The sequence below is a fragment of the Methanobacterium formicicum DSM 3637 genome (assembly GCF_000302455.1).
GTDB lineage: Archaea > Methanobacteriota > Methanobacteria > Methanobacteriales > Methanobacteriaceae > Methanobacterium > Methanobacterium formicicum_A.
This window is the reverse complement of record NZ_AMPO01000009.1, coordinates 91,212-116,533: the sequence shown is the minus strand read 5'-3', so window position 1 is coordinate 116,533 and position 25,322 is coordinate 91,212. Positions and strand designations below refer to the sequence as shown.

29 protein-coding genes are annotated in these 25,322 nt (G+C 36.6%); 14 read left to right on the top strand and 15 right to left on the bottom strand.

What is annotated here, in order from left to right:
• The first annotated feature begins 188 nt into the window (after positions 1 to 188).
• The 6 genes from A994_RS10160 (at position 189) to A994_RS10135 (ending at position 5,001) form a co-directional block, all read left to right on the top strand.
• Positions 189 to 491, top strand: a complete 303-nt coding sequence (locus tag A994_RS10160) for a PadR family transcriptional regulator (RefSeq protein ID WP_100222297.1) — start codon at positions 189 to 191, stop codon at positions 489 to 491.
• A 344-nt stretch (positions 492 to 835) separates the two neighbouring features.
• Positions 836 to 1,792, top strand: a complete 957-nt coding sequence (locus tag A994_RS10155; RefSeq protein WP_004031481.1) for a YbgA family protein — start codon at positions 836 to 838, stop codon at positions 1,790 to 1,792.
• A gap of 596 nt (positions 1,793 to 2,388) precedes the next feature.
• A complete protein-coding gene (locus tag A994_RS10150; protein ID WP_004031479.1) occupies positions 2,389 to 3,006 on the top strand; it encodes a biotin transporter BioY in 618 nt (205 codons plus the stop codon).
• A gap of 50 nt (positions 3,007 to 3,056) precedes the next feature.
• Complete coding sequence (locus A994_RS10145; RefSeq protein ID WP_004031478.1) at positions 3,057 to 3,488, top strand: DUF1284 domain-containing protein; 432 nt, start codon at positions 3,057 to 3,059, stop codon at positions 3,486 to 3,488.
• A gap of 350 nt (positions 3,489 to 3,838) precedes the next feature.
• A complete protein-coding gene (locus tag A994_RS10140; protein WP_004031477.1) occupies positions 3,839 to 4,288 on the top strand; it encodes a nucleoside deaminase in 450 nt (149 codons plus the stop codon).
• 347 nt (positions 4,289 to 4,635) lie between these two features.
• A complete protein-coding gene (locus A994_RS10135) occupies positions 4,636 to 5,001 on the top strand; it encodes a DUF5518 domain-containing protein (protein WP_004031475.1) in 366 nt (121 codons plus the stop codon).
• Between the two features lie 117 nt (positions 5,002 to 5,118).
• Here A994_RS10135 and A994_RS10130 read toward each other — a convergent pair whose 3' ends face one another.
• From A994_RS10130 to A994_RS10075, 12 genes are all read right to left on the bottom strand, one after another.
• Positions 5,119 to 6,252 (bottom strand): tetratricopeptide repeat protein, encoded by a 1,134-nt coding sequence (locus A994_RS10130; RefSeq protein ID WP_081580339.1) that lies wholly within the window; start codon positions 6,250 to 6,252, stop codon positions 5,119 to 5,121.
• Positions 6,253 to 6,416: 164 nt separating this feature from the next.
• Positions 6,417 to 7,517 (bottom strand): histidinol-phosphate transaminase, encoded by a 1,101-nt coding sequence (hisC, locus tag A994_RS10125; protein ID WP_004031473.1) that lies wholly within the window; start codon positions 7,515 to 7,517, stop codon positions 6,417 to 6,419.
• Between the two features lie 19 nt (positions 7,518 to 7,536).
• Positions 7,537 to 8,028 carry a gamma carbonic anhydrase family protein gene (locus tag A994_RS10120; RefSeq protein WP_004031472.1) on the bottom strand — a complete coding sequence of 164 codons (492 nt, stop codon included), beginning with the start codon at positions 8,026 to 8,028 and terminating at the stop codon, positions 7,537 to 7,539.
• Between the two features lie 248 nt (positions 8,029 to 8,276).
• Positions 8,277 to 9,557 (bottom strand): bifunctional sugar-1-phosphate nucleotidylyltransferase/acetyltransferase, encoded by a 1,281-nt coding sequence (glmU, locus tag A994_RS10115; RefSeq protein WP_004031471.1) that lies wholly within the window; start codon positions 9,555 to 9,557, stop codon positions 8,277 to 8,279.
• 274 nt (positions 9,558 to 9,831) lie between these two features.
• Positions 9,832 to 11,184: a phosphoglucosamine mutase gene (glmM, locus tag A994_RS10110; RefSeq protein ID WP_004031470.1), complete on the bottom strand. Its 1,353-nt coding sequence runs from the start codon at positions 11,182 to 11,184 to the stop codon at positions 9,832 to 9,834.
• Positions 11,185 to 11,187: 3 nt separating this feature from the next.
• The gene (locus A994_RS10105; RefSeq protein ID WP_004031468.1) at positions 11,188 to 12,414 is read right to left on the bottom strand and encodes a 2,3-bisphosphoglycerate-independent phosphoglycerate mutase; all 1,227 of its coding nucleotides are present in this window, start codon (positions 12,412 to 12,414) and stop codon (positions 11,188 to 11,190) included.
• Between the two features lie 5 nt (positions 12,415 to 12,419).
• Positions 12,420 to 13,097: a TIGR00297 family protein gene (locus tag A994_RS10100; RefSeq protein ID WP_004031467.1), complete on the bottom strand. Its 678-nt coding sequence runs from the start codon at positions 13,095 to 13,097 to the stop codon at positions 12,420 to 12,422.
• 13 nt (positions 13,098 to 13,110) lie between these two features.
• Positions 13,111 to 13,701 (bottom strand): 30S ribosomal protein S3ae, encoded by a 591-nt coding sequence (locus tag A994_RS10095; RefSeq protein WP_004031466.1) that lies wholly within the window; start codon positions 13,699 to 13,701, stop codon positions 13,111 to 13,113.
• A 353-nt stretch (positions 13,702 to 14,054) separates the two neighbouring features.
• Positions 14,055 to 14,378 (bottom strand): NifB/NifX family molybdenum-iron cluster-binding protein, encoded by a 324-nt coding sequence (locus A994_RS10090; protein WP_004031465.1) that lies wholly within the window; start codon positions 14,376 to 14,378, stop codon positions 14,055 to 14,057.
• 220 nt (positions 14,379 to 14,598) lie between these two features.
• Positions 14,599 to 15,339, bottom strand: coding sequence for a class I SAM-dependent DNA methyltransferase (locus A994_RS10085; RefSeq protein WP_004031463.1), 741 nt, complete (start codon positions 15,337 to 15,339; stop codon positions 14,599 to 14,601).
• A 123-nt stretch (positions 15,340 to 15,462) separates the two neighbouring features.
• Positions 15,463 to 16,029, bottom strand: coding sequence for a flavodoxin family protein (locus A994_RS10080; protein WP_004031461.1), 567 nt, complete (start codon positions 16,027 to 16,029; stop codon positions 15,463 to 15,465).
• A 471-nt stretch (positions 16,030 to 16,500) separates the two neighbouring features.
• Positions 16,501 to 17,388, bottom strand: coding sequence for an alpha/beta hydrolase (locus A994_RS10075; protein WP_004031459.1), 888 nt, complete (start codon positions 17,386 to 17,388; stop codon positions 16,501 to 16,503).
• Positions 17,389 to 17,802: 414 nt separating this feature from the next.
• Here A994_RS10075 and A994_RS10070 point away from each other — a divergent pair, with 414 nt between their 5' ends.
• From A994_RS10070 to A994_RS10040, 7 genes are all read left to right on the top strand, one after another.
• Positions 17,803 to 18,279: a response regulator gene (locus A994_RS10070; protein ID WP_048204212.1), complete on the top strand. Its 477-nt coding sequence runs from the start codon at positions 17,803 to 17,805 to the stop codon at positions 18,277 to 18,279.
• 593 nt (positions 18,280 to 18,872) lie between these two features.
• On the top strand, positions 18,873 to 19,328 hold the full coding sequence (locus A994_RS10065) for a hypothetical protein (RefSeq protein WP_004031457.1): 456 nt from the start codon (positions 18,873 to 18,875) through the stop codon (positions 19,326 to 19,328).
• 7 nt (positions 19,329 to 19,335) lie between these two features.
• Positions 19,336 to 19,821 (top strand): DUF2178 domain-containing protein, encoded by a 486-nt coding sequence (locus A994_RS10060; RefSeq protein WP_004031455.1) that lies wholly within the window; start codon positions 19,336 to 19,338, stop codon positions 19,819 to 19,821.
• A 27-nt stretch (positions 19,822 to 19,848) separates the two neighbouring features.
• The gene (locus tag A994_RS10055) at positions 19,849 to 20,226 is read left to right on the top strand and encodes a DUF2178 domain-containing protein (RefSeq protein WP_004031453.1); all 378 of its coding nucleotides are present in this window, start codon (positions 19,849 to 19,851) and stop codon (positions 20,224 to 20,226) included.
• A 5-nt stretch (positions 20,227 to 20,231) separates the two neighbouring features.
• Entirely contained in the window at positions 20,232 to 20,429 is a 198-nt protein-coding gene (locus A994_RS10050; RefSeq protein WP_004031451.1) for a helix-turn-helix transcriptional regulator, read from the top strand.
• A gap of 13 nt (positions 20,430 to 20,442) precedes the next feature.
• The gene (locus A994_RS10045; RefSeq protein WP_004031449.1) at positions 20,443 to 21,120 is read left to right on the top strand and encodes a CPBP family intramembrane glutamic endopeptidase; all 678 of its coding nucleotides are present in this window, start codon (positions 20,443 to 20,445) and stop codon (positions 21,118 to 21,120) included.
• A gap of 229 nt (positions 21,121 to 21,349) precedes the next feature.
• Complete coding sequence (locus A994_RS10040) at positions 21,350 to 22,033, top strand: CPBP family intramembrane glutamic endopeptidase (protein ID WP_004031447.1); 684 nt, start codon at positions 21,350 to 21,352, stop codon at positions 22,031 to 22,033.
• A gap of 231 nt (positions 22,034 to 22,264) precedes the next feature.
• Here the strand turns inward: A994_RS10040 and A994_RS10035 are convergent, their stop codons facing one another.
• From A994_RS10035 to A994_RS13410, 3 genes are all read right to left on the bottom strand, one after another.
• Positions 22,265 to 22,966 carry a DUF116 domain-containing protein gene (locus A994_RS10035; protein WP_004031446.1) on the bottom strand — a complete coding sequence of 234 codons (702 nt, stop codon included), beginning with the start codon at positions 22,964 to 22,966 and terminating at the stop codon, positions 22,265 to 22,267.
• Positions 22,967 to 23,259: 293 nt separating this feature from the next.
• Positions 23,260 to 23,760, bottom strand: a complete 501-nt coding sequence (locus A994_RS10030) for a hypothetical protein (protein WP_004031445.1) — start codon at positions 23,758 to 23,760, stop codon at positions 23,260 to 23,262.
• 23 nt (positions 23,761 to 23,783) lie between these two features.
• Positions 23,784 to 23,936 (bottom strand): hypothetical protein, encoded by a 153-nt coding sequence (locus A994_RS13410; RefSeq protein WP_004031444.1) that lies wholly within the window; start codon positions 23,934 to 23,936, stop codon positions 23,784 to 23,786.
• A 300-nt stretch (positions 23,937 to 24,236) separates the two neighbouring features.
• On the opposite strand from A994_RS13410, the gene A994_RS13555 reads away from it, so the two are divergent.
• On the top strand, positions 24,237 to 25,310 hold the full coding sequence (locus A994_RS13555) for an ATP-binding protein (protein WP_237739729.1): 1,074 nt from the start codon (positions 24,237 to 24,239) through the stop codon (positions 25,308 to 25,310).
• Positions 25,311 to 25,322: the final 12 nt, after the last annotated feature.

Genomic DNA, 25,322 nt, shown 5'->3' with positions numbered 1-25,322 from the left:
TTCATTTTTTTTAAAAAATTTTTGGAAAAATATTTAATCACAAGATCTAGATACGATATTGTAATTAGATATTGATATCAAATATAGGAAGCAGATATTGTAATTAGATATTTAATTTAGATATCGATTATCGATAGTAATGGGTAGTTGTACTAATGGAAAAATCAAATAATCAAAAGAGGTATAAAATGACTTTAAATCGGAAATTCTTTTTGGGGTTTATCAGGATACACATACTCCATCATGCAAGCCAAGAGGAAATTTATGGTGTGCAAATGATGGATGAATTGGAAAAACACGGCTATGATATTAGTCCGGGGACTATGTACCCCATATTGCATTCACTGGAGAATGAAGGTTATCTAAAAAGTAGAAAAGAAAATGTAAGAGGAAAAATCAGGAGATATTATAAGATAACTTCCAAAGGTAAAAAGATTCTTATTCAATCCCGGCAGAAGGCAGCTGAACTCACCCGTGAAGTTATGAACTAAGAAATAATGATTAATGGGTGTGTAAATATCTTAAGGATTGAACTAAAATGGGGAATTTCAAGGAATCTTAAGGAATCTTAAGGAATCTTAAGGAATCTTAAGGAATCTTAAGGAATCTTAAGGATTTTTAAATGAATTTCAACTGGAAACCAAACAGGGAAACCCATTCTATAACAGTTAATGGTAAAATTCTAAAAAAACATAAAGATTGATTTATAAAAAATAAATTATTGGATTTACTGATTATTCCCAGGATAAATAGTGAACGTATAAATTCACAACCATGGGCAAAGATAAAAATTAATGGGCAAAGATAAAAATTAATTAACTTAGGGGGTGGTTTTTTGTTTTCAAGGGAGTTTCCACGGCCACATCTGGTTTCAAGTAAATGCATAGAATTTGAACCCTGCCGTTATAATGGTCTTATTATAAGAAGTAGCCTGGTAGAAAAACTTAAAAAATTCGTTGATTTTACTCCAGTATGTCCTGAGGTGGGAATTGGACTGGGAATACCCAGGGATCCCATTCACCTGGAAAAAGATCCAGAGAGAATAGAACTGATCCAACCGTCTACTGGCTACAATTTCACTGACAAAATGTTAGAATTTGCAGATTCATTTTTAAAGTCAGTTGAGGGGGTTGATGGTTTTATTTTAAAAAACAAATCCCCTTCATGTGGTGTAAAAGCAGTTAAAGTATATCCTAAAGGTGAAATATCAAGACCATGGCCTGATGGTATTGGATTATTTGCGGCAGCGGTTTTCAGATGTTTCCCTTCCACTCCAGTGGAAGATGAGGGTCGGTTGCGTAACTATCATCTGCGTGAAAATTTCCTCACCAGAATTTATACCCTGGCTGATTTCAGGGAAAATGTTTTATATGGCAATTTTGGTGATTTAATTGAGTTTCACCGAAAAAATAAGCTTTTATTTTCATCATACAACCAGATACAATCTAAAAAACTGGGAAGAGTTGTGTCCGATAGAAAGAAGACAATTTTAACTGATTTAGTTGAAAAATATGAAAATCATATGAAAAATATGCTTCTTAACGATCCCCTACCCTCATCCAATGTCAATGTTTTGATGCATGCGTTTGGCTATTTTTCCAAGGATCTCTCTCCTCAAGAGAAGGCATTTTTCCTGGAATCCCTTGAAAAATATCGCCAGGGACGGCTACCCCTATTATTAATCCAGAATTTACTCAAATCATGGATTATTCGCTTTAATAATAAATATCTAAAGGATCAAACTTTTTTTGAGCCGTATCCCGAGGAATTAATGGAAATAACCTTCATATAATACATCCATTTATTATCTAAAACCTCAGTTTATTGCCTAGTTCACATAATCCAATCATCTAATCCATTTCATATCCACCATAATCTTTTTTATTTCATATTTTAAGTATATGCAAACCGAAGAATTTTTTTATAAATTTAAGGGGATTATGTGATTAGATGTGCATATAATGATCTGCATTCTCTGTATTTGACTTAATGGGCAATTTTTGATGTTCTTTCTGTTACCAAATTTATGATGATACTTGAGATGTGGCTTAAATTAATGGATTCTTAAATATAAAAAGGGTGAATATATTTGTGATATTAATGATGATAACTGAATACAGATGCCATGATCTTTTTAAAAGTACCATCTTTTTACATTCCTGGCAGGATATGGGTGTGAAAAATTGTAGTTAGATAATTACTCATTAGGATAACTTTATATTTAACATTGAATCTAATAAATAAAGGAGCTTAAATGGAGCTTTACCTAACTTTCTGAAGATTTTTAAAATATTAAAGTATGCAGATTAAGCAAATAAGCAATATCTGCTCTATGAATGTTTAATTACAGTATACAGATTCAAAATTTGTACTATAAGAGTGATAAAAATGGAAATCAGCATTGATAATTATTTTCAGAAGAGATATTCACTTTTCGCCTGGCGTTCTAATACTTCTGTGGTAAACAAGGTGATCCTGGCATTTTTCATGGCCTGTATCACTGGACTAATGGCTCAAATAATAATACCACTTCCCTGGACTCCGGTACCTGTAACAGCGCAAACATTTGCTGTTTTGATGGCAGGGGTAGTTCTTGGCCGTAGGTGGGGTGGAATTAGCCAGGTAATGTATCTGGCAGTTGGATTACTGGGAGTACCCTGGTTTGCAGGACTCACTGGTGGTTATGCAATACTTTTAGGTGCTACCGGAGGATATTTCCTGGGTTTCATTCTAACGGCATTTGTAATGGGCTACGTTACTGATAAATATGTTCAGTCTCGAAATTTCCGCCCAATGTTAGGACTGACATTCCTGGTAAATTTTGCCTTTATCTACATCCCAGGTCTCCTGGGACTTGGATTATGGATGTATATGGTTAACGGAACATTCCCCACCTTCTTAACCCTGATAACCATGGGTCTTTTGCCATTTATTATTGGAGACATGGTGAAGATAGGTGGTGTAGCAGCCCTTACCAAGGCAATAACTCCCAAAGAAGAATATTAAACCAGAAAAGATTTTTATATAATTAAGAAAATCTCTATGGATTTTTTCACATGGTAAAAAACCAGGATGATGACGGTTCTGAACCCTTAAGGATCAGAGCCCATCATATTCTCTGTATGCAGGGTTTTCAGGGACTTGGTTACAGTGAGGAATTCACCAGAAACATGACCCTGATAACAGAAAAAATCCAAAAAAACCCTTCTTTTTTTATTAAAATTATCATTGAAGCTGATTCTATCTGTGAATATTGTCCTAATCTTTCAGATGGGGTGTGTAACCTCGAAATGGACTCCCTTAAACTTATTAGTTCTATGGACTCATTGGTTCTTAAAAGTTTGAATCTGGAATCAGGATCTGTGATCTCCTCTGTGCAGCTTAAAAATTTAGCGAGAAGTTTATCTCCCAAAAAAGTTCAAAAAATATGCGGAGACTGTAGCTGGAGGGAGGATTGTCTTTATTTCCAGGAAAAATGTTTGAACTAAAAAATTTTCAAGTAAATAATATCCCTAATTTTTAACTGTACTGTATGTTAATTTACACCATGTCCTTTAAGTTTAACACGTCCCACTGCTTAAGTTTAATACTAAATTTTTCATCCTACAGATTATTTTATGCTTTTTGATAATATCCTAACATGAATACTAACTTAGAAAATATAAGTTTAGGGAATAAACTCAGGAATAAAATTCAGGAATAAAATTCAGGAATAAGGTTTAGGAATAATAAGATGGGGATTACTAAAATAACCCAGACTAAAATAACTCCAGGCCTAATGGTCTTACTGCAACTTATGGAATACTGAAATTAATAATGATAATGAAAGAGGTAAAATATGGGGATTAAACACCAAAAATTCATGACCGAAGCTATGAAAGAGGCTGAAAAAAGTTTAAATAATGGGGGAATTCCTATTGGGGCTGTTCTGGTTAAAAATGGTGAAATAATAGGAAGGGGACATAATAAAAGGATTCAACTTGGCTCCAGCATTTTTCATGCTGAAATGGATTGTCTGGAAAACGCTGGCAGGATGAAATCATTAGATTACCAAAATTGTATAATTTACACTACTCTCTCACCCTGTGCCATGTGTTCAGGGGCAATAATACTATACAAAATCCCTATGGTGGTTATGGGAGAAAATGAAAACTTCAAGGGCCAGGAACAATATTTGAAGGATAACGGTGTGAAATTGTTAAACCTTAATTTGGATTCCTGTAAAAAGATATTGGGAACATTTATCGAAAGCAACCTTAAATTATGGAATGAAGATATTGGGATTTAATATGGTAGATTAATTAGGGTTTTTAAGGTTGATTAGGGTTTTTAAGGTTGATTAGGGTTTTTAAGGTTGATTAGGGTTTTTAAGGTTGATTAGGGTTTTTAAGGTTGATTAGGGTTTTTAAGGATAATTGTGATTGAAATTAGATTGATATATTTTTTTATAACTGATTTATATGAATTTTTTTATAAAGAAAAATAATGAAAAAATATTTTGCAAAAAATATCGATAATAATTACTGTGATAAAATATAAAATTCAGTAAAGAGATTTTTTTAGTAAAAAGAATCTTGAAAATACTAAAAAGTTTGGAAAAACATTTAAAAAAAATGAACATGTGGGGCGATAGAAATGGTGAAATGGGGACCTGTAATTGTGGGATTTATTTTAGCAGTCATCCTGGGTAATCTATTCGGGATTTACGTGAATCAGTACTGGGGTGTAAACCTGGGACTGTTCATTGCAGGATTCATAGTTGGATACTGGGTGCATGAAGGAATAATTGGAGGCCTGTGGAATGCTACAGTAGCTGGTGCATTCGGGTCCATAGTACTGGCAATTTTGCTGATTGTGGGTGGTACTATCTTTGGTGGTGCAGCCGGTCTTGCAGCCGGAGTAGTAACTGGTTTCACCATAGTAATAGTTTCTTTAATTGCCAACATAGTCTTTATGGGTGTTGGAGGAGCCATTGGTGGTATGCTCAGTGGCAGTGATTAAAAACAGTAAATCAATTAAAAAAAGAATCAATTAATTTATTCTTTTTATTTTTTTAATCTATTTCATCTATTTCTTTTAACTCCGGTTAGTGAGTTGCATTTGTTAATTATAGGATGATTAAAGATTTTCCAGACATTCATCCATCAAAATCTGTGCATCTTCATTTTCCGGATTCAAGATCAGGGCCTTTCTAAAACACAGCACTGCATTCTCGAACTGGTTCAATTCCATGAATGCCACTCCCTTGTTACTCAAAAATATCTCATTGTCGGGTTCTAATGAAAGTGATTTATCATAACACTCCACAGCCTCATCAAACCGGTTTAGTTCCATGAGTGCATTGCCTTTACGATTCCATGTGGAAGAATCAGATTCATCTTCCAGACATAACTCCAGGGAACGATCATAACATTCAAGAGCTTTTTCTGCCTGATCTATTTGGGATAAAAGGTTTCCTTTGGCATTCCATGCTTCTGAATCCTGTGGATTCAGTTTTAAGATTTCATCATAGCAGGTTAATGCTTCCTGGAAACGTCCCAGCATTTCCAGAATGAAACCTCTCCAGTACAGTACCAACAAGTTTTTGTCATTGATCTTCAGGGCCTTGTCACTGGTTTTAAGTGCTTCTTCTGGTCTGTTGGAGTTTAAAAGCGCTATTGCTTTGTTATTCAGCAGATATTCATTATCTGGCTCCAGTTTCAGGGCCTGATCATAACATTTCAAGGCTTCCTGGAATTGTCCCAGGCGTGAAAGGTTATCTCCTTTACGGTTCAGGATGTAAACATCGTCTGGATCGATTTTTAAAGCGGCGTTGTAACATACCACTGATTTGTCGAATTTCCCCACATCAAAGAGTATGTCTGCCCTTTTGGTGATCATGGACTTTTCATCTATTTTAGCCCCTTCCCATTCCTCCATGGGAAGTTTAAAGAACCTTATGACCTGGAAAAGTGACTCATCACTGGTGTGTTCTGGGTACATCTTCCTGAATTCATATTCTAACTCTGAAGCATCATTAAAACCTTCTTCACGGGCCAGTTCATCATTATTGATAAGATCAGCAAACTTAACCACTTCTACATCAGTTACTTCTGCTTCAAAGAGTTTTTTTCGCTCTTTTGAGACCAGATTCCAGTAACAGTGCAGGCGATCTCCTTGGGATAATGGATTTTTCCATATCTTTCGGATGGTGGTGGTTTTTTCCCCAGTTATAAGGTCTAAATGACGACTTCCAAATAGCAGGATCGGTATTTCACACCCTCCAGTTAGTTTGTTTATTAAATTTAAATCAATTTTAACGTTATGGTAATTCTAACGTTTTTGATAGCCTTAATATTCTTGCAGATGTTATTGAATTTGAGATATGCTTGAGTTCTTTGATATTCTTGTGTTTGTAGATCTGCTTGAGTAAATGTTCACTGTAAGATGCTCTTCAGAACATTAATAAACTGTTCATCTTCTTCCATGGTCGCTACACTAACTCGTATCCAGAATTCATCTAAACCACGGAAAGAACTGCAGTCCCTGACTATTATACCATTTTTCATGAGTTTTTCAGAGATCTCTTTGGAATTCATTCCGGTACCACGGACATCCACCAGGATATAATTTGCCCAGGACTGATAAACCTTCAACTCTGGGAATTTGGACATTTCCCTGTACAGATAATCTCTGCTCTGGATGGATAACTGGGTGGATTTTTCAATGTAATCTGGATCATCTAAAGTGGTGACTGCTGCCAGGTAAGAAAGTTTAATAAGACTGAAAACGGGTTTAACACGGTGCATGTACTGGATGAAATCTTGGTGACATATCCCATAGCCGATCCTCATACCAGCTAGCCCCATTACCTTGGAGAAAGTTCGGAGGATGAATAGATTGTCATATTCTGCCAGGAGTTCCAGGTTGTTAACACCGGAAAACTCCCAGTAAGCCTCATCAACCACTACCAGGGCATCAGTGCTTTCTAGAATGGTTCGAATATCCTGTTTATCAATCAACCCTCCGGAGGGATTGTTGGGTGTACAGAGGAAAATAACCTTTGTACGGGGGGAAATTGCTTCCAGTACCGAGTTAAGGTCCAGCTGGTTGTTCTCGATATCCCAGCGTGCGTAAACTGGAACTGCCCCGTGTATGTTGAAGGTGAACTCGTAGTACATGTAGGATGGTGGATGGACAATGTACTCATCACCTGGTTCAATGAGGGTTTTAGCCAGTACATCCAGGATCTCATCAGCTCCATCTCCTCCTACAATTATTTGCTCAGGACTCGTACCGGCATAAGAGGCGATTTTGTCCTTTAGATCATCAATATTTGATTCAGGGTAGGTGTTAATTGTGTGAAGATTTTCTTCCAGAGCTTTAATTGCCATTGGGGAAGGTCCCATTGGATTTTCATTGGATCCCATTCTAATTATTTTAGCAGGATCAAGACCGTAAGCACGGGCCAAATCTGCATTTGACCTGCCTGGAACGTATGGATCAAGTTCATTAACTGTATTTTTTATTTTAACCATTAAATCAATCCGTCATTGTTTATTTATTTTGGTCTGCAAGCTTTAAATAGCGTAAAGCAGTATTTTTTATATCTTTTATTTCCTCTTCACCTAATTCGCGCACTGCTCTGGCAGGGGCGCCCATTATCAGATGGCCTTCTGGGAAAACCTTTCCTCCAGGAACCACAGATCCTGCAGCCACTATACTATTTTTTTGGATATGACTACCATTTAGTAAAGTGGAGTTCATGCCAATAATACAGTTATCATCAACCTTACAACCGTGGAGTACAGCTGCATGGCCTACTGAAACATAATCTCCTATTTTCAGGGGGAAATCTTTTGAAGAGTGTAGTACAGAGTTATCCTGCACATTGGAAAAACTGCCAATGGTTATACTTTCTATATCTCCCCTTATCACTGCATTATACCATAGGGAGGAATTCTTACCTATAATAACATTTCCAATGGTGTGAACACCCTGGAAAATCTGGACACTGGGATGAATCATAGTCCTAATTATGATTTCCATTCATAAAAACATTTCACCAAGACCGTAATATCCAAATCCTAATTAAAATTCACTGAAAATATACTAAAATTCATTCATTTTAGAATTCATACTCTTCTGAAATGGAATCATTTTCTCGGAATAGGAATCATTTCTTGGAATAAGAAACATATTTTCTGAATGGAAAATTAAAATGAATGGAAAATTGAAGTAATTAAAATAATAAAATATACAAACAAACTAAAAAAGGGGTTATTGATAATTTTTAACTATTTTTTATCCTTCATTTCCTGTTTTTGGTGATGTATAACGATTTTATTGTCCTCTATGTCTCGATAGATTATGGCACCAGATCCTACTGAAGAATTTAAACCAATGGTCACTCCGGGATTGAAACTGGAATTAATACCAGTTTTAACTCCATCAGCGAATATAACTCCCATCTTACGCCTGCCACTGTTGACCCTTACTCCTTTAACTGTTACTTTCACCCCACCATCGTCGAAACGTAGGTTGGCAATGTTGGTTCCTGCGGCGAGGTTACAATTTGCCCCAATTATGGAGTCTCCAACATATGAGAGGTGGTTTACATTTGTTCCATCCATAATTATTGAATTTTTAATTTCAACTGCGTTTCCAACGTTAACATCATTACCAATTGAGGTGTGTTTACGCAGGAATGTATTGGGGCCAATATCACAGTTTTCTCCAATGTAAACCGGTCCCATGATGTAAGTTCCGGAACGAATGATACTTCCTTCTTTGACTATTACTGGACCGTGAATAGTAACACCTGGTTCAATTTCACCATCAATCTGGGTTTCGGATACTTCTAAGTAGTGTTCGTTTAATTCCAGGAATTCCCAGGGACGTCCTACATCGATCCATTTGTCCTGGGACACCAGACCTAAAACCATTTTACCCTCTTTGATCTGAATTTTAAGGGAATCGGTTATTTCGTATTCACCTCGTTCAGATTTTCCTGTTTTTTCTATGGCCTGAAAAATACTGGGGTCAAAGAGGTAAATTCCAGCGTTTATAAGGTTACTGGGGGCCTCACCAGGTTTTGGTTTTTCAACGATATCCTTGATGTGATCCCCTTCCAGTTCTACCACTCCAAAGGAAGAAGGATCATCAACTTCGGTGAGAACCAGAATGGATTGTGCATGTGAATTGTGATATTTATCCATCAAGCTTTTAATCAACTTATTTTGCAGGATTATGTCTCCATTGGTAACGATGATGGCATCTTTATCTTCTTTTGCAATACTCGCTACCTGTCCTATGGCGTGGGCAGTTCCCAGACGTTCTTCCTGGGTTATGTAGGTGATGTTAACTCCCAGGGTTTTTCCATCCTTAAAATGTTCCATCACAGCTTCCATCTGGTAACCCACTATCATGGTAATATCTTTTATCCCTGCATCCCGTAATGCTTCTACATTATACTCCAGGAGAGGTTTTCCCCCTACAGGAAGCATTGTTTTTGGCCGGGTGAGTGTTAAGGGTCGCATCCTGGTCCCTTCACCTGCGGTAAGTATAACTGCCCTCATTTTAATTCCTCTTTATACATTATTTTTTTATTGTTAAAATAGGATTATGAATCGTTAATATATTTATTTTTTTAAATTTTAGGATTTTATAGAAATTAGGAGTTTATTTTAGGTTTTAAATAAACTAAGAGCTTGTTTTGGATTTTCCATGGCATAAGAGCTTATTTTAGAATCCATGGCTTAAGAGTTTATTTTAAGTTTTCAGGTAGGCCAAAAACTTATTTGGGATATCAGGTGGATTGAGAGTCTATTTTAAGTTTTCAGAGATTAGAGTTTACAGTAAATCATGGATGAACTCTGCTGCTTTTTCATGTATCATTCTGGCTTTATCTTCAGTTTTTCCCTCTAAAGTTATCCTGACGAATGATTCTGTTCCAGAAGGCCTTACCAGAACCCAGCTACCATCATCAAATGATATTCTAACTCCATCTTTAAGGTTAATATCTGCCACATCTTCATAAATCAGGGAAAGATCAGTCTCTGCTTTGCGCATAATAGGGTTCTTTTGATCTTCCTGGCAGTCAATTTTATCTCTTATGGTAGGATAACTGGGAATATCGTCTAAAAGCTGAGATAGGGGTCCTTTATTTTGAACTAATTCAATTACCCGTAGAGCGGATAATATTCCATCGGGACACATGCAGAACTGGGGATGTAGCCATGTGCCGGAAGGTTCACCACCAAAGTTTGCACCCAACATGTGGATCATCTCGGCCACATGCACGTCACCCACTTTGGTTCGTTCTACGGTGCCTCCCACTTCTTCCAGGGCACGGTCAATACAGGCAGAAGCATCCACGGTGGTAACCACACAGCCCCCTATTTCTGCTGATACCAGGGCTAATAATTTATCAAAATCTGCCATTCGTCCCTTATCATCCACTGCTATCATTCGGTCGGCATCACCATCATGGGCTATTCCTAAGTCTGCTCCAGTGACCTTCACCACTTTCATCAGTTCGGTTAGATTGGCCTCTGAGGGTTCTGGTTTTCTCCCTGGGAAAAAACCGTCTGGCTGAGCATTTAAACTAACAACATTGCAACCAGCCTTTCTAAGAATGAGTGGGGACAGGTAAGCTGCCGCACCATTGGCACAGTCAACAACTACCTTCAAACCAGGTTCAATATCCATTAAACCCAAGAGATCTTCAATATAATTGTTCACAACTGGACTTATATCGGTGATTTGCCCAATATCTTCCCAGGATGCTTTATAAAAGTTATTTTCATGGATTATTTTTTCTATGGTCCTTTCCTGTTCCTGCAGGTATGCCATTCCATCAGGGTTCCACAGTTTAATCCCATTATACGGTGAGGGGTTATGGGATGCGGTGATCATCACTCCTGCATCTGCATTTAATTTCATGGTGGCGTAACCCACCACTGGTGTGGGTACCATTCCCACACTCAAAACATGACAACCGCCCTGAAGGATACCTGCACTGACTGCTCTTTCCAGCATCAGGTTAGAAGTTCGAGTGTCATATCCCACCACTACTTTATTTCCTTTACCAATATATGTGGAGATGGCTTTTCCAACGTTCAGGGCCAGTTCAGGAGTTATTTCTTCTTCTACTCTTCCCCGTATTCCAGAGGTGCCAAAGAGTTTGGGAATATCTAGGCCCATGATCTAAGCTCCGAATTTGGTGGATCGATTCATAAGATCCATAAGAATGTTCATGATATCGCTACCCCTTATCCTACAAAGACCACCATTAGCAGCAGCACGCTCATGGAACTGGTTTACCTGGTCCACCCTAACATCCGGGCCCCTAATTACCAGAGGAACTGGATCTCCAGTGTGATCCATTACAGCGATAGGTGTGGAGTGGTCTGCAGTTAGGATGAAGTAAACGTCTTCCAGTTCCATTACCTTCCCAATAACTGCATCAACTTTTTCAATAAATTCAACCTTCTCCTCTAGGTTACCATCATGACCTGCTTCATCCGCACCATCTATGTTAATGAGTAGAAAATCGTAGTCCAGTGAAGCATTCTGTAAGATGCTGCTGGTGATATTTTCCAGATTGGTATCCACGCCACCAGTTGCCCCTTCCACTTCTATGATGTCCATACCTGCTATCTGTGCAATGCCCTGAATAAGCCCTGTTTCGGCTATACATGCAGATTTAATGCCATATTTCTCATTAAATGGGTCAGCATTTGGTACAGCACCCGCACCTCGAGGTAAAACGATGTTTGCAGGGGGTTCTCCATTTTGTTTGCGTTTAAGATTAATGGGATGATCCTTCAACAGTTCATAAGATTTCTGGATTACCTTGTTAAGAATAATGGCGGTTTTTTCAGCCTCTGGAGAGTCATCCAAACCGATTACATTTTTAACCTTTTTGCCATCGTGTTTGGGGTCTGCATCAGAGATCTGGTCTGATAAACCTTCTCCTCTTAAAACTAAAACTGCCCGGTGACCGGTGGATTCTTTGAATATGACTTCAATATCTTCTTCTAATATCATGGTGTTAAGGGTCTCTGCCAGCTGGGCTGTGCCTTCCCTGATCCTTCCAGCTCTTCGGTCAGTGATGATACCATTCTCATCTGCAGTGGAGAAGTTACAGCGGAAGGCTATGTCACCCGGCCTCACTTCCACTCCCACTCCTGCTGCTTCGAAGGGTCCTCGTCCGGTGTAAACCTCGTAGGGATCATAACCCAGAATGGATAGGTGGGCTGTGTCACTCCCAGGTCTTATTCCCGGTTTTATGGAGTCCATAATTCCATTAACCCCTAACTTTGCCATGCGGTCCATGTTGGGGGTTTGAGCTGCTTCTAAGGGGGTTTTACCTCCTAATTCTCCCAGGGGGCGGTCTGCCATCCCATCTATTATCATTATAATTCCCTTCATTTTTATCACCATATCAGCCATACCATGATATTGCCCAGTAAAGCTCCGGCTAGGGTAGCTAAAAGATTAACATGTTCATTGGATAAGTAACCCTTAATTTCCAGCACTGCTCCCAGTAGACTGTCTATGAAACATCCAAAAGTCCCTGCCACCAGAGCTATTGCCATGGTTCTCACCAGATCCGGGTAAATTCCTAAGATGTAGGCAGCTAAACCAATTAATCCTGCCCCAATAATTCCTGCAAATGTTCCCAGAACAGAAATTCCACCATCAGTACCTGGAGGAACTTTTTTAAAGTTAGTTATAAGACGGGGGGTGGTAGCCACTCCTACCTCACTGGCCATGGTGTCAGCAGTGGCGGTGGCAATGGAACCAATGAATCCTGCGTAGTTACCAAAGGCAGCCATTACAAAGGCCACAATTCCATTGGAGACTACGTTTTTAATGGTTCGAGTTCCCTCATAAACTCCGATCTCTTTTTTGTAATCGTGTTTATATCGGGTGAATCCAACTCCCAGAATGAGAAATAAAAATATTAATAAAAGCCAGTTTACACCGGCAGCGAAGATGATGATCACACCCATTACGATCATGAAGATGGATCCAAGGAGATCCAGGGCCTTTCTCTTGTAGGTAATCAGCCCCATGATCACCAGGAGGATCACATATTCCCAGATAATCATCTATCTCCCAGATTTAGGATTTTTTTTCATCAATTACTTTGGTTTTAATTACTTCCACCCTTTTGAGAGGGTAGATCTTCTTGGTTTCATGGTAAACGTAGGAGGCCAGTTTTCCACCTATAATGTCTTCCACCAGTTCCACGAAGTTTTTCTGTGATGCTGCATCCACTACCAGTTTTTCCACGGTTTCCCGGATGTAACGCTGTTGGGATGATTTGGCTCGTTTGATGGTGATTGCCAGGACGTGGATCTTCATTTTCTGCCCGTCTTTACTTTCAGCCTTAACTATAGCATCGATACGGCTGGTTCCTCTCCGGATCATACTTCTTACGTAATCACTGGTAACCTGATGACCGATGAATTTAGTGGTGGCGGTGTCTCCGGCAACTTCACTGATCTGGAATTTTAATTTCACGTACTGTTTACTGAAATCACCGGTGAGCTCCCTCATGGTAGATTCAACCCTTCTTTTGAGGAGCATTTCTGGTTCCCTTGCAGGGGTGGTGCCTATCTCAGCATCTCCGAATTCTTTAGGAGTAGTAATAGTGTACCATTGTTTATCTTTCCATGTATCTCGTACTCTTCTGCGTCTTGCTTTAGCCATATTAATCACTTATTATTACGTATTATATTCGCGTGTTATCTCGTAAGATTTCTATTTTTATAGAACTCACAGTTCTAGATAAATTCGAAAAATCACAATCAGTCTAAAAGTTTAGAATCATTTATTATAAATCTCATTCATGGTTTATAAATATTGCCAAAGGTTGAAAGTAGATAAAAAATCATTCCTCATAAGCTTACCATGAGAAATATTGAGGTTCTAACATACCTTTCATCCACCTTTTATATTAACCTTCACCTGTTCTATACTTTCGCATTAATTCTATTATTTATTCTAATTCCACATCATATCTTAAAATATGTTAGACATGAGATAACTTCTGAATCGAAACTTCATAAGCTACTCATGAACTTTTCATGTTTGATGAAACGGTTTAAAACTTCTTCAACAGTCCCTTCATCCTCAACTAATTTTAAATCAGCCTTTGTGATTCCATATTTAGCCTTCATGCCTGCTTGAACTGCAATTATAACTTCACAGTCCTCTAAAAGTCTCAAACCTTCCTGCCATTGGTGTTTTTCTTCAGGATTGATGTTGGTTTTAATATACTCCATGAATTTTGCTTCATCACCATTCCACTGATATATGGCAAATCCCCTGGCCCTTCCGAAGTGATCAGTGTTTACTCTGTCTGAACTTGCAATTGCAATCTTCATAATGATCCCCCTATGGAAATTGATTTAACTTATAGGCTGATTTTCGAGTATTCCTTTCAAATATTATTCATTTAGAAGCATAGATATATTGTATTGCTTATATGGTGGTTCAATACACTATTCCCATATTAATTACACTATTCTCCTAATATTTAGAGCTTATAACATATTACATCTGCTAAATTCATGGCGTTCAAGATGAAAACTCATTAACCCATGGTCATGATTTAACACAGACAAAAACTGGTCTTTTTCCAGAATTTTCATCCCATGATATGTTTTCATAATCCCCATAGATATTAAAGTCGAATCCAAGAGCATCAAGGATAGTACAGACATCGGGGGTTGAAAACACACCTATGTCATGTTGGTCCACTTCAAAATCCATTATACCATCTTCTTTCACCAGAAAGACGAAATTGGCATTGAAAACTCCATCACGCAGGTGGCTTTGTGATATTCTGGCCAGTTGAATATCCTCTTCAGCTACTGCATCCACAAAAACTCTGCCTTCATCCCAATTTTCAGTACAAAATCCTAAATCAAATATTAAAACGCCACCCACTTTTAAATGCTTATAAAATCGTTCAAGAGTTTCACTTAGATCATTTAAATTGGTATTATAGTTTATGGCTGAAAAAAGGCAGATAATAACATCAAAATCCATTTCAAAGTCCATATCTTGCATGTTCCCCGTGACAAGTTCCATTTCTGGGACTTTTTCATGAGCTATCTCCATCATTTCTGGGTTAATATCTAAACCCACCACCTGGAATGAATGTGTAAGGTACTGGGCATGGTTACCAGTACCACAGGCCACATCCAGGAGATTATTTCCAGGAGAAAACTTGTGAAGTTCCACCATCTCTTCAACAAATTCTGCTTCGCCCTCATAATCCATCCATTTGTAGATGAGGTCGTAATATTGGGCAAATTTGCGATAAAGTTCTTGTTTGGCCATTTTAATGGATCCTTTCCTACTTGAGGAGTTTTTATTATTTTAAAGGGTTTTTATAATATTATCCTGGTTTTGGATTATTATTATGGTTTCAGATGTTTTAGGGTTTTTATATTCATTATTCATTTATTTTATCTTTAATATCAATTTGGCAACGTTATCTGCAAACTTGATGGCGGTTTTCATTCCTTCTGTGTCTTTTTCTGCTTCTCCGGGTTGATGTGCGAAGACCATGTTCCAGTATGTACTTCCTGGAACTATCATGTCATTAATGAAGAAGAACATCAACATCTCCTGTATTGTGGCGGTGTGTCCTCCTCTACGGGCCACAGCTATGGGGCCTCCCACTTTCCAGGATAGGAAATTACCAGAAGACATGCTCACCATTCCAATCCTCTGCAGTGCAGACATTAACTCTCCACGTGCAGTTCCAAAGTACACTGGGGATCCAATGATGAAGCCATCTGAGTCCTTTAATTTTTCTATTATTTCATTGAGACCATCCTTTAGAGCGCACTGGTGTAATTGGGAGCACTTTCCACAGGCAATGCATGAACGAATTTTTTTCTTGCGTAGAGATATTATTTCGGTTTCCAAACCATTTTCTTCTATAGTTTTAGCACATTCTTCCAGGACATGCATGGTGTTGCTTTCTTTCCGGGGGCTGGCACATAACATTAGTACTTTACTCATAATATGGTACCTCCTAACTAGAACTTTCTAAAAAACAATATGGACCTACCAAATTGAGTCCCTGATAGTTTGTTCAGTTAGTTTTTTGCAGTATTCAGTTAGTATTGTTTGTGAGTATTATTACAGTTAGATTTTATTATTTATCAAACTTTTAATTATCAAAATAATTGTACTAACAATCAACTTAGATTCAAAAACGTAAAACATAATTAAATAATAAGATAGTGAAAATATTTGAAGAGGGGTAAAAACAAAACTATCAAGTAGTGAAATTTAAGATTAAGGGGATACTCAGTCATTATATGCGTGTATCGTAAAAATAAGTGATTTATTAAAAAGTAATCATAATAAGTGATTTATTTAAAAAACATTTTTAATTCATTCATTTATTAGCACTTAATCCCTTGATTAATCCATTATTTGCCTTTTAACTCTCCAGTTACCTATTAAATCTTATTTGTTTATAAATCCTTATTTGCCTTTTAAATCCTTTACAAACTCACCAATGCTTCTTAAAGGTCCGTCATTTCCGGGTAAATGGGAATAAAACAATTGCCAGGAGTGAAACATATTCTGCCAGACTTCTAAATTCACTTTAACTTCATTTTCAACTGCTAAATCTCGGAAACGATTGATATCACAAAGGAGAAGTTCATGACTACCTACTTGCATCATAAGTGGTGGAAGTCCCTTCAAGTCACCATATATTGGTGAAACCAGGGGATTAGTGGGTTTTTGTCCATTTAAGTACGAGTTTCGAATTTTATCAAGTTGTTCGTAGTTGATCCAATCGTTAACATCCTTTAAATGAGTATATGTTACTGGAAATGTAAAATCAACAACTGGTGACATGCAAATTCCGCCCAGAGGCATTTTTTCACCTATCTTTTTCAGGGCAAGAAGAGTGGATAAAGTTAGATTTCCCCCGGCAGATATCCCTGCAATCACCAGATCACTGGATTTGAAACCTTCATCAAGCAACCAGAGATATGACTGAATGCAATCCTCAATTGCGGCAGGGAATGGATTTTCAGGAGCTAAACTGTAGTCAACACTGAACACTGAGAAACCAGTGTATCTGGATAACCTCTGACAGAGATCCTGGTGTCCATAGGTGGATCCCCGGTTGAAACCACCTCCATGGAAGAATAAAATTACCTTCTGGTAACTGCTGTGGGGAGTTACTATCCAGTAAGAGGGCACTGGTGAGTCGGGTTCGGAAGTAATTTTCATTGGACCTCTTGAACTAAAAGAAAGATAAAATTCATCAAAATCCCGGCGAACTTTCGCTAGATCACCTTTTTCTGAGTATAACTGCTTTTTTATAAGTTTAAGCAAGTCATCAACATCTTTATTCATCTTCTGAACACCTTATTTTTTTTTAAATAAAGTATTTTCTTCTGTTGAAATGAGTAATTTAATTTGAAATCAATTTAATTTGAAATAATTTGGATTAACTGTATCATTTTAAACCCCATTTTCATAATTTTTAAGGCATTATGATGGGAACTTTTTAAATTATAAATTACAAACACTGTACGGTAATCGAAATTGATAATTTATATTAATGATAAATATAACACTGTATTTGAATTTTGGTGAATGTAATATTTTCCATAAGTCTAAGAACTAATGAGATAAACGCTTTAAATTGATCTCTGGAAGTTAATGGAGAATAAAACTAATCATTAAGGTAAAAATTAAACTATAATGGAATATAAAGTTAACTGGATAAATTATGTTATAATTAAACTTTCAATAGAGGGGGATTTTATGACTAATACAAGTATTATGCTGGTGGAAGATGAGATAATCGTTGCCGCGGATGTTAAAAATCGACTGGAGAATATGGGGTACGATGTTCTGGGAATTTTTGATACAGGTGAGGAAGCCATTCAAAAAGCAGGAGAAATGAAACCAGACATGATTCTGATGGATATTGTGCTCAAAGGAGAGATGGATGGAATAGATGCAGCTCAGGAAATACATGAACTTTTTGACATCCCCCTCATTTATTTAACTGCTTACTCTGATGAAAAAACTTTGGAAAGGGCCAAGATAACTGAACCGTTTGGTTATGTCCTGAAACCATTTGAGGACCGTGAAATTCAAAGTGCCATAGAAATGGCTTTATACAAACATCAAATGGAGAAGAAGTTAAAAGAAAGTGAAGAAAAATATCGTAAATTAATAGAAAAAGTTTTACGTCTTTCTAATGAGATATTGAATGAGTTAAGTAAGTCCGACTAATTAAGTTAATTTAATCTGATAATAATGGTTCTAAAAATCTAATGGGTTCTAAAAATCTATTGGTTCTAACTACATCTATTTTTAAACAACTTTTTTTCCAGATTCAAATTGTGGACTTTATTATGTTTATCTACGATAAATTTGTCTATTTGTACCATAAACGTTTTTATTATTTTTGTTGCTCATTTTAGTGCATTTGCAACTGATTTTCATGATTAAAATTTAAGGATTTAAAATTTAACAAATTTAAAATTTAACGGATTATTTTTGTCATAAAATGAGTGTAAATTCCAATTATTCACTTTTGTAGTCCATACTAAATTTTAATGTATCATCCATTGGAATGTCATTTTATGTGGGGTTATATCTCTTTTTTGCTCATTATTAATCTAAATTTAGGAAGATCTAAGTGTAAATTACCCATTACTTTTAGTAAAGTTTATATAACATAATGTATAGTTTACTTTACATGGGATGAATTGTGATCTAAGAAATGGATTGTGGTAATTAAAGGATCGTGATCATTAAAAAATTTCTATAAAATCTTGGAAATCTTTAATAATGCGATTAAATTGGGAATTGGTGGGAAAAATATGAATAAACTCCTTAAAATGAGCAAAAAGAAATTTTATGTAATTTATATAATTTTTGACATGTTCTTTGTTGGAGTGGGGATGGGTGTTCCCTTTTTTTGCATACTGTTGGGATTTCCAGTAGGTTGGTACATAGCTAAACAATCCGCGTTCAATCAGAAAGATGTAAGCACAATCTTAAATGAAATTTTAAAATATTCACTGTATACTGTCCTTTTCACATTTATCTTAATGCTGTGTATTTGGGTGCCCCTAAGCACAATACTCCTTGATCCTGGTGCAGATTTTGTAAATACGGGGATTCCAATGATCCTTTATGACCCTAAACTAAGCTTCATGGGATGGATGATTCTGATGATATTTATATCTCCGTTTCTACAGCTACTTACCACAGTTTTTGCTTCAAACGTGGCTCTATGGAGATTATTTAAAAAAGATGATAGTATTGATGGATAAAAAATAGATGAAGATAGTAGAATGTGATAATTTGAAAGAAGGTGATAATTTGAATCAAAAATCAGGGATAGTATTAAAAATACTGTCCATATTCGAGTCAGGGTTATTTTTAAAAATACTTTCAGTGTTTGTAACTGGCCTATGGGTTGCCGGTCTGATACTGGGCAATATTTACATTGTTCTGCTGGCAATAATCCTTTTAATTGCATTATGCACTGTATTTTACATCCACAGAGATAATCTTCAGGAAATTTTCCAGAAAGACAGCAGTGTTGTTGTGGAAGATGAGAGAACTCAATTAATCAATGAGAAGGCAGCTACAATGACCTTCGGAATCTTTGTAGCGGTAATAATTTATGCTGGTATCATTCTCATTGCCCTGAGAGACAGTTACCCTCAATTATTACAGGCAGGTTATACACTGATTATAGCCGCAGTATTCTGTTTTATCCTGTACTTCACATCTCGCGCATATTACAATCGGAAATTTTAGGCGTAAAAACTAATAAAAGGTGATATTATGAAAAATTATCAGATTCTAAGAATAATAGTTGCCATATTCGTTGCAACTGTAGTGAGCTTATCTGTTATCACTGAAAACCTCCTTCTCGCCATCCTGGCAATTGTAATTGGTACTATGATATCATATATTTACAAAAAAAATACAGATGAAATCCTTGAAGATGAAAGAATAGCTAAAGTCAGTGAAAAGGCATCTAGGATGGCCATAGTACTTTTTTCCATTTCCATAGCTTTTATTGGAATGTTCCTTATCATGCTGAGAAATGAGTACCCTGATTTTACCCAGGCAGGATTTACCCTTTCCTATGCAGCAGTTGCCCTTTTAATGTTATATTACATCTTCTATGGGTATTACGATAAAAAATATGGGTCCTGATTTATATGAAAAATAATCTCAAGGTATATCGAGCTACGCAGGATTTAACCCAGGAAGAACTTGCCAAGGGATTGGGCGTAACTCGACAGACCATAATTGCAATAGAAAAGGAGAAATATGATCCTTCCCTGATTTTAGCTTTTAAAATAGCTAAGTTCTTTAAAGTGCAAATTGAGGATATTTTTATTTATAACGAAGATTGATGAGAGGATTTTCATGGAAATTTTCCAAACTCCTGAAGCCAGAAACAACTTCCTGAAGCTGGTTTTAAAGATAATATTGGTCCTGGCGGGTATACAACTTTTAAGAGTCATCATTTTCGGAGTTTCATCGGCCATTACCCAACCATCGGTGTCATTAAAGATTATTTGGAATGGTTTAAGTTTTATAATAGTGGGCATAATCCTGCTTATATACTTTAAACCGTCTTTAAATGATCTTGGATTGGAATATGACAATATCCGTCTGAGAACAAGGATAGTTTATATTACTGGTTTTTCAGTACTCAGTACACTCATTTTAAGCCAGTATATATCTGAATGGGAGCTCAGCGTTCTTATTTTCTCCATTGTATTCGGTATAATAACTCCTATATTTGAAGAATTGTTATTTAGAGGTTATATCTGGAGTAAGTTACATGAATCAGATGGAATTATTAGCCCAGATATTTTAACATTCTTAACGGTTACACTCCTTTTTGGAGTATGGCAATTGGGTTATATTGATTTTTTCATCCGAAATCCGATGATTATGGGCAATGCAGGTATGTTAATAATTTTGAAAATTGGAATATCTTTAGTTTTAGGTCTAATTGTGGGTTTTTTACGTTTTAAATCAGACAAAACATATGCTTCGATTATTTTCCATGGTTTATGGAATATTTTTGAACCATGAACGAACAATGAACTTTAAAAAGTAGTTATGAATGAAATAACCAGGTAATCTGGTCCGGCCTGGGGGTTTACCCTTAGAATATCGTTATTATTTGAAGAATTCTTATGATTGACCATATGTGGCATTTAAATGACTGGATATCATCAAATTCGGATTAAATGCTGTTACAGGCTGACTAATCTGCAGAATGAACTTTAAACATATTAAAATATTGAGAAAGGAGATTTAAATGAAATTTTTTAATTCTTTAACAGACAGAAACAACTTTTTAAAACTTGTACTAAGAATTATTCTAGTATTGATCATTATACAAGCTTTAAGAGCAGTTATATTTTGTGGCCTCTGGACTGTTGTCCAACCTGGAACTAACATAGTTCTGTTCCAGTTATTAAATGGTTCGGCTTATATAATCATGGGAATAATTCTTTTTCTATACTTTAAACCGTCTTTAAAGAATTTGGGGCTTAATTGGGATGATATTCGCCTGAGAACCAGGATATTTTATAGTTTGGGGTTAACGTTGCTGGTAATCATGGCAGTGAGTCCCTACACATTTGAATGGGAGATCCATGTCCTGGTTATGGGCCTACTATTTGGCATCATAACTCCAGTATTTGAAGAACTCTTATTTAGGGGTTATATCTGGGGTAAGATCTCTGAATCTGGAGGAATGGTTAATCCCAACGGATTAACACTTATCACCGTGACTATACTATTCATGGTTTGGCACCTGGGATATGTGGATGTTCTAATGCTCCACCCTCTGGCTAAGGGTAATCTGGCCATGATCATGATCTCAAAAATGGGAATAGGTCTTGTTTTGGGATTAATAGTTGGATATCTGCGCCTTAAAACTGGTAAAACTTATGCTTCAATTATCTTCCATGGGTTATGGAATGTTTTTGCACCCTGAACATGAGAGAATCTACTGTTGTAGAGATAATCTGTGAGGTTTAAGCATCTAATTAAAAATCGGATATTAAAAGTCAGATTTAAAATTTAAAAAAAGTTTAGTTTAAGATTAAGCAATCCCTGAAAAAAGTATAGTGGAGAAAAAAAGTTTAGTTGAGAATTATAGCATCCACTTAAAAAGGAGAAAGTTTGAGGATTGATAGGATCCACTAAAAAGGGGTTAATTTGAGGATTACAGTGATCCACGGTGTTCTGGTTCATTACTGCAGGAACTTCCTGATTTTTTTGGGGAATTACCCAGTTCAACTCCCATTTTTTCCAGAACCACGCGGGCGTCAACCTTGGTGTTTACGCAACCATCTTTTAATAGGGGCACACCCTGGCATGAAAATTTGGAGAGTTTCATCATACTCAGGTTAAGATCCTGATAACAGGCAACCCCTAAAACTGCTTTGAAACGATTTTGTTCGATTATCTTTTTGAGGAAAGTGGAACCTGGTATTATGAAAACTTCATAACCCATTTCTTCCCCTTTATCCTTTAAGACACCAATTACGCAGAGATTACAACTTTTACACACTAATCCTGATGATTCGAGGGTGGCTTCACAATCTTTATGTCTTAAGCAGTGTGGAAGGACCAGTATCTTGTCTTTGGGTTTTGTTTTCCTGAAAATTTTTTCATTTACCTTGTTACGGACTTCAACACCAATTTGATCCACGATCTTGGCATCTACTCCCAGGTTTTCTGAGAATTTTTTAAATAGTCCGTAGAAAACGTCGATGGTGAATAATAATAGTTTAGGGAAGACCAGGCGGTCTTTTTCAATTAGCATTCGGCCCAGTATAAGGGTGACTGATAATAAAATCAGAAGAAGAATTCCAGCCGCGAAAACAACCTGGCCAAATATCTGGTAAAATTCAGCAATAGTCATGTTAATCATCTAAATATTATCTCTTGTTAAAAGTTTTGAAATGAATATTTCAATTCGCTAATATGTGTATTAGTTTTATTTAGAAATCATTTGAAACAAGTATCCTTATTTGGGAACCATTTTAGGAATCTATCCTTAACAAAGAATGGATTATCTCAATTATCCTTTGAAAATATGGAAATTAAATAGGGATGTCAAGTGCCATACCATTTATTTATTATGTTATATTAAACTGGTTATTAACTAACACTTCATTGTTCATATATTTATATTAAGTTAGTCTTCAGGATAAGTCAGTCATGGTGGTATCCCCTTGAAAATTTTCTACTGTAAAATTTTTCTACTTTAAATTCTTTTAGGGGGCCAGTAACCTCTAATCCTCCATTAACTCCTTTAATCTCTACTCCTGAAAGATCATCACATGCGCATAGTATGTCCTGTTCAGGGTGGGTCCCGGGTGTGATCTGGCAATCCAGGCGAACTTTTTCCCCACAACTGGCTACCATGGATAATCTCTGTGAAGTGGGATGATCAGATGGCAAAACCACTAAAGGAGCTCCCATTTCCCTCAATAAAAAAATTAATGATCTTATTCCATCTTCGCTTTGTGGCTCAGATTTTAGGCTAGAAACAGCAATAATATCATCCGGCTCTAAAAACATGACAATTTCTTCTTTATCAGGAGTTCCGATAAATATATGTCCTGTTTTTCCAAACTTGGCCACTCCAACTGTCCCTGAGCTTCCCTTTAAAAAAATAATTTCATTATTTTTAAGGTGAATTTTTTCTACCATGGGAGTTCGAGTTATTATGATGATTATACTTCTTCTACATTGTCTGACTGGCAGGAAGGGCAAACAACTCTTCTTCCAATACCTTTAAATTCATTATCACAGTCTAAACAACGATATTTTTTAGTTTTAAGTTTTTTCATTTTAATGTCAGCCATAGGGCCGCCTACAGTGCACATTATATATCACCATACATTCTATGTAATCAATAATATTTAGTTTTTTGGAATTAAATTTTCAAGATAACTCACCTAAATTGGATATCTATGTGTATAAGTGGATATTTATCATTATAAACTGGATATTTATGTGTATAACCGGGTAATTCTCAGAATATATGTCAATTGATGATAACTATAAAGATTTACTGGAACCAGTATGGTACACTATTTATTCTATAAAAAATAATAGTAATAACACTTAAAACACTTTAAAAATCCATAAATTTAATTAATGGAATTCATGTTTCTATTGCGATGGTGAGACTATTGAAAAACCTGATTTTCCCATTTTCAGCTATTGTTGGTCAAGAAAAAGTTAAAAAAGCCCTGGTATTGAATGCAATCAACCCATCGATTGGTGGGGTGCTTATTAAGGGTGATAAAGGAACTGGAAAAACCACGGCAGTAAGGGCTCTGGCAGATCTTTTACCTCCATTAAAAGTTGTTAAAGGGTGTCCTTTTAACTGTGATCCTGATGATCCAACCTCTTTCTGTGATTCCTGTAAGATGGATGAATCCGGAGAGATCCAGGTTGAGGAGAAGAAAATGAGGGTGGTGGAACTACCATTAGGCGCCACTGAAGACAGGGTAGTGGGGTCAATTAACATTGAAAAGGCACTAAAAGAGGGAATGAAAGCATTAGAACCAGGTATACTTGCCGATGCAAACCGTAACATTTTGTATGTTGATGAAATAAACCTCCTGGATGACAACCTGGTAGACGTGTTATTAGATGCTGCTGCTTATGGAATAAACACTGTGGAACGTGAGGGCATCTCACTGGTCCACCCTTCCAACTTCATACTGGTGGGAACTATGAATCCAGCTGAAGGAGAGCTCAGACCGCAGTTATCCGATAGGATAGGTTTGCAAATTTCGGTTCAAAGCATCCTTGATATAGATGACCGAGTTAAGATCATGCAAAGGAGAGAATCCTTTGAGAAAGATCCAAACACCTTCCGGGAAGAATTCCAGAAATATCAAAACCAGATACTAGAAAATATTATCAAAGCCAGGAAACTCCTCAAGGAAGTTGAGGTTTCACAGGATATGATGAAAGTAATAGCTCAACTCTGTGTAGATATGGGAGTAGACGGTCATCGTGCGGATATTGCTATTTTAAAGACATCAAAAACACTGGCAGCATATTATAAACATCATGAAGTTGAATATATTGATGTTGAAGAGGCAACAGCTCTGGTTTTGGGGGAAAGGTTCCATAAAAAATCATTGGATGAGGATAAAATAAAAAAGCAAATAAAAAATGCTGTAAATGAAATTTCTGATGAAGAAAATAAAGGGGATGATAAAAAAAAGCCCCAGAACAAATAGAAAGTGAACAGA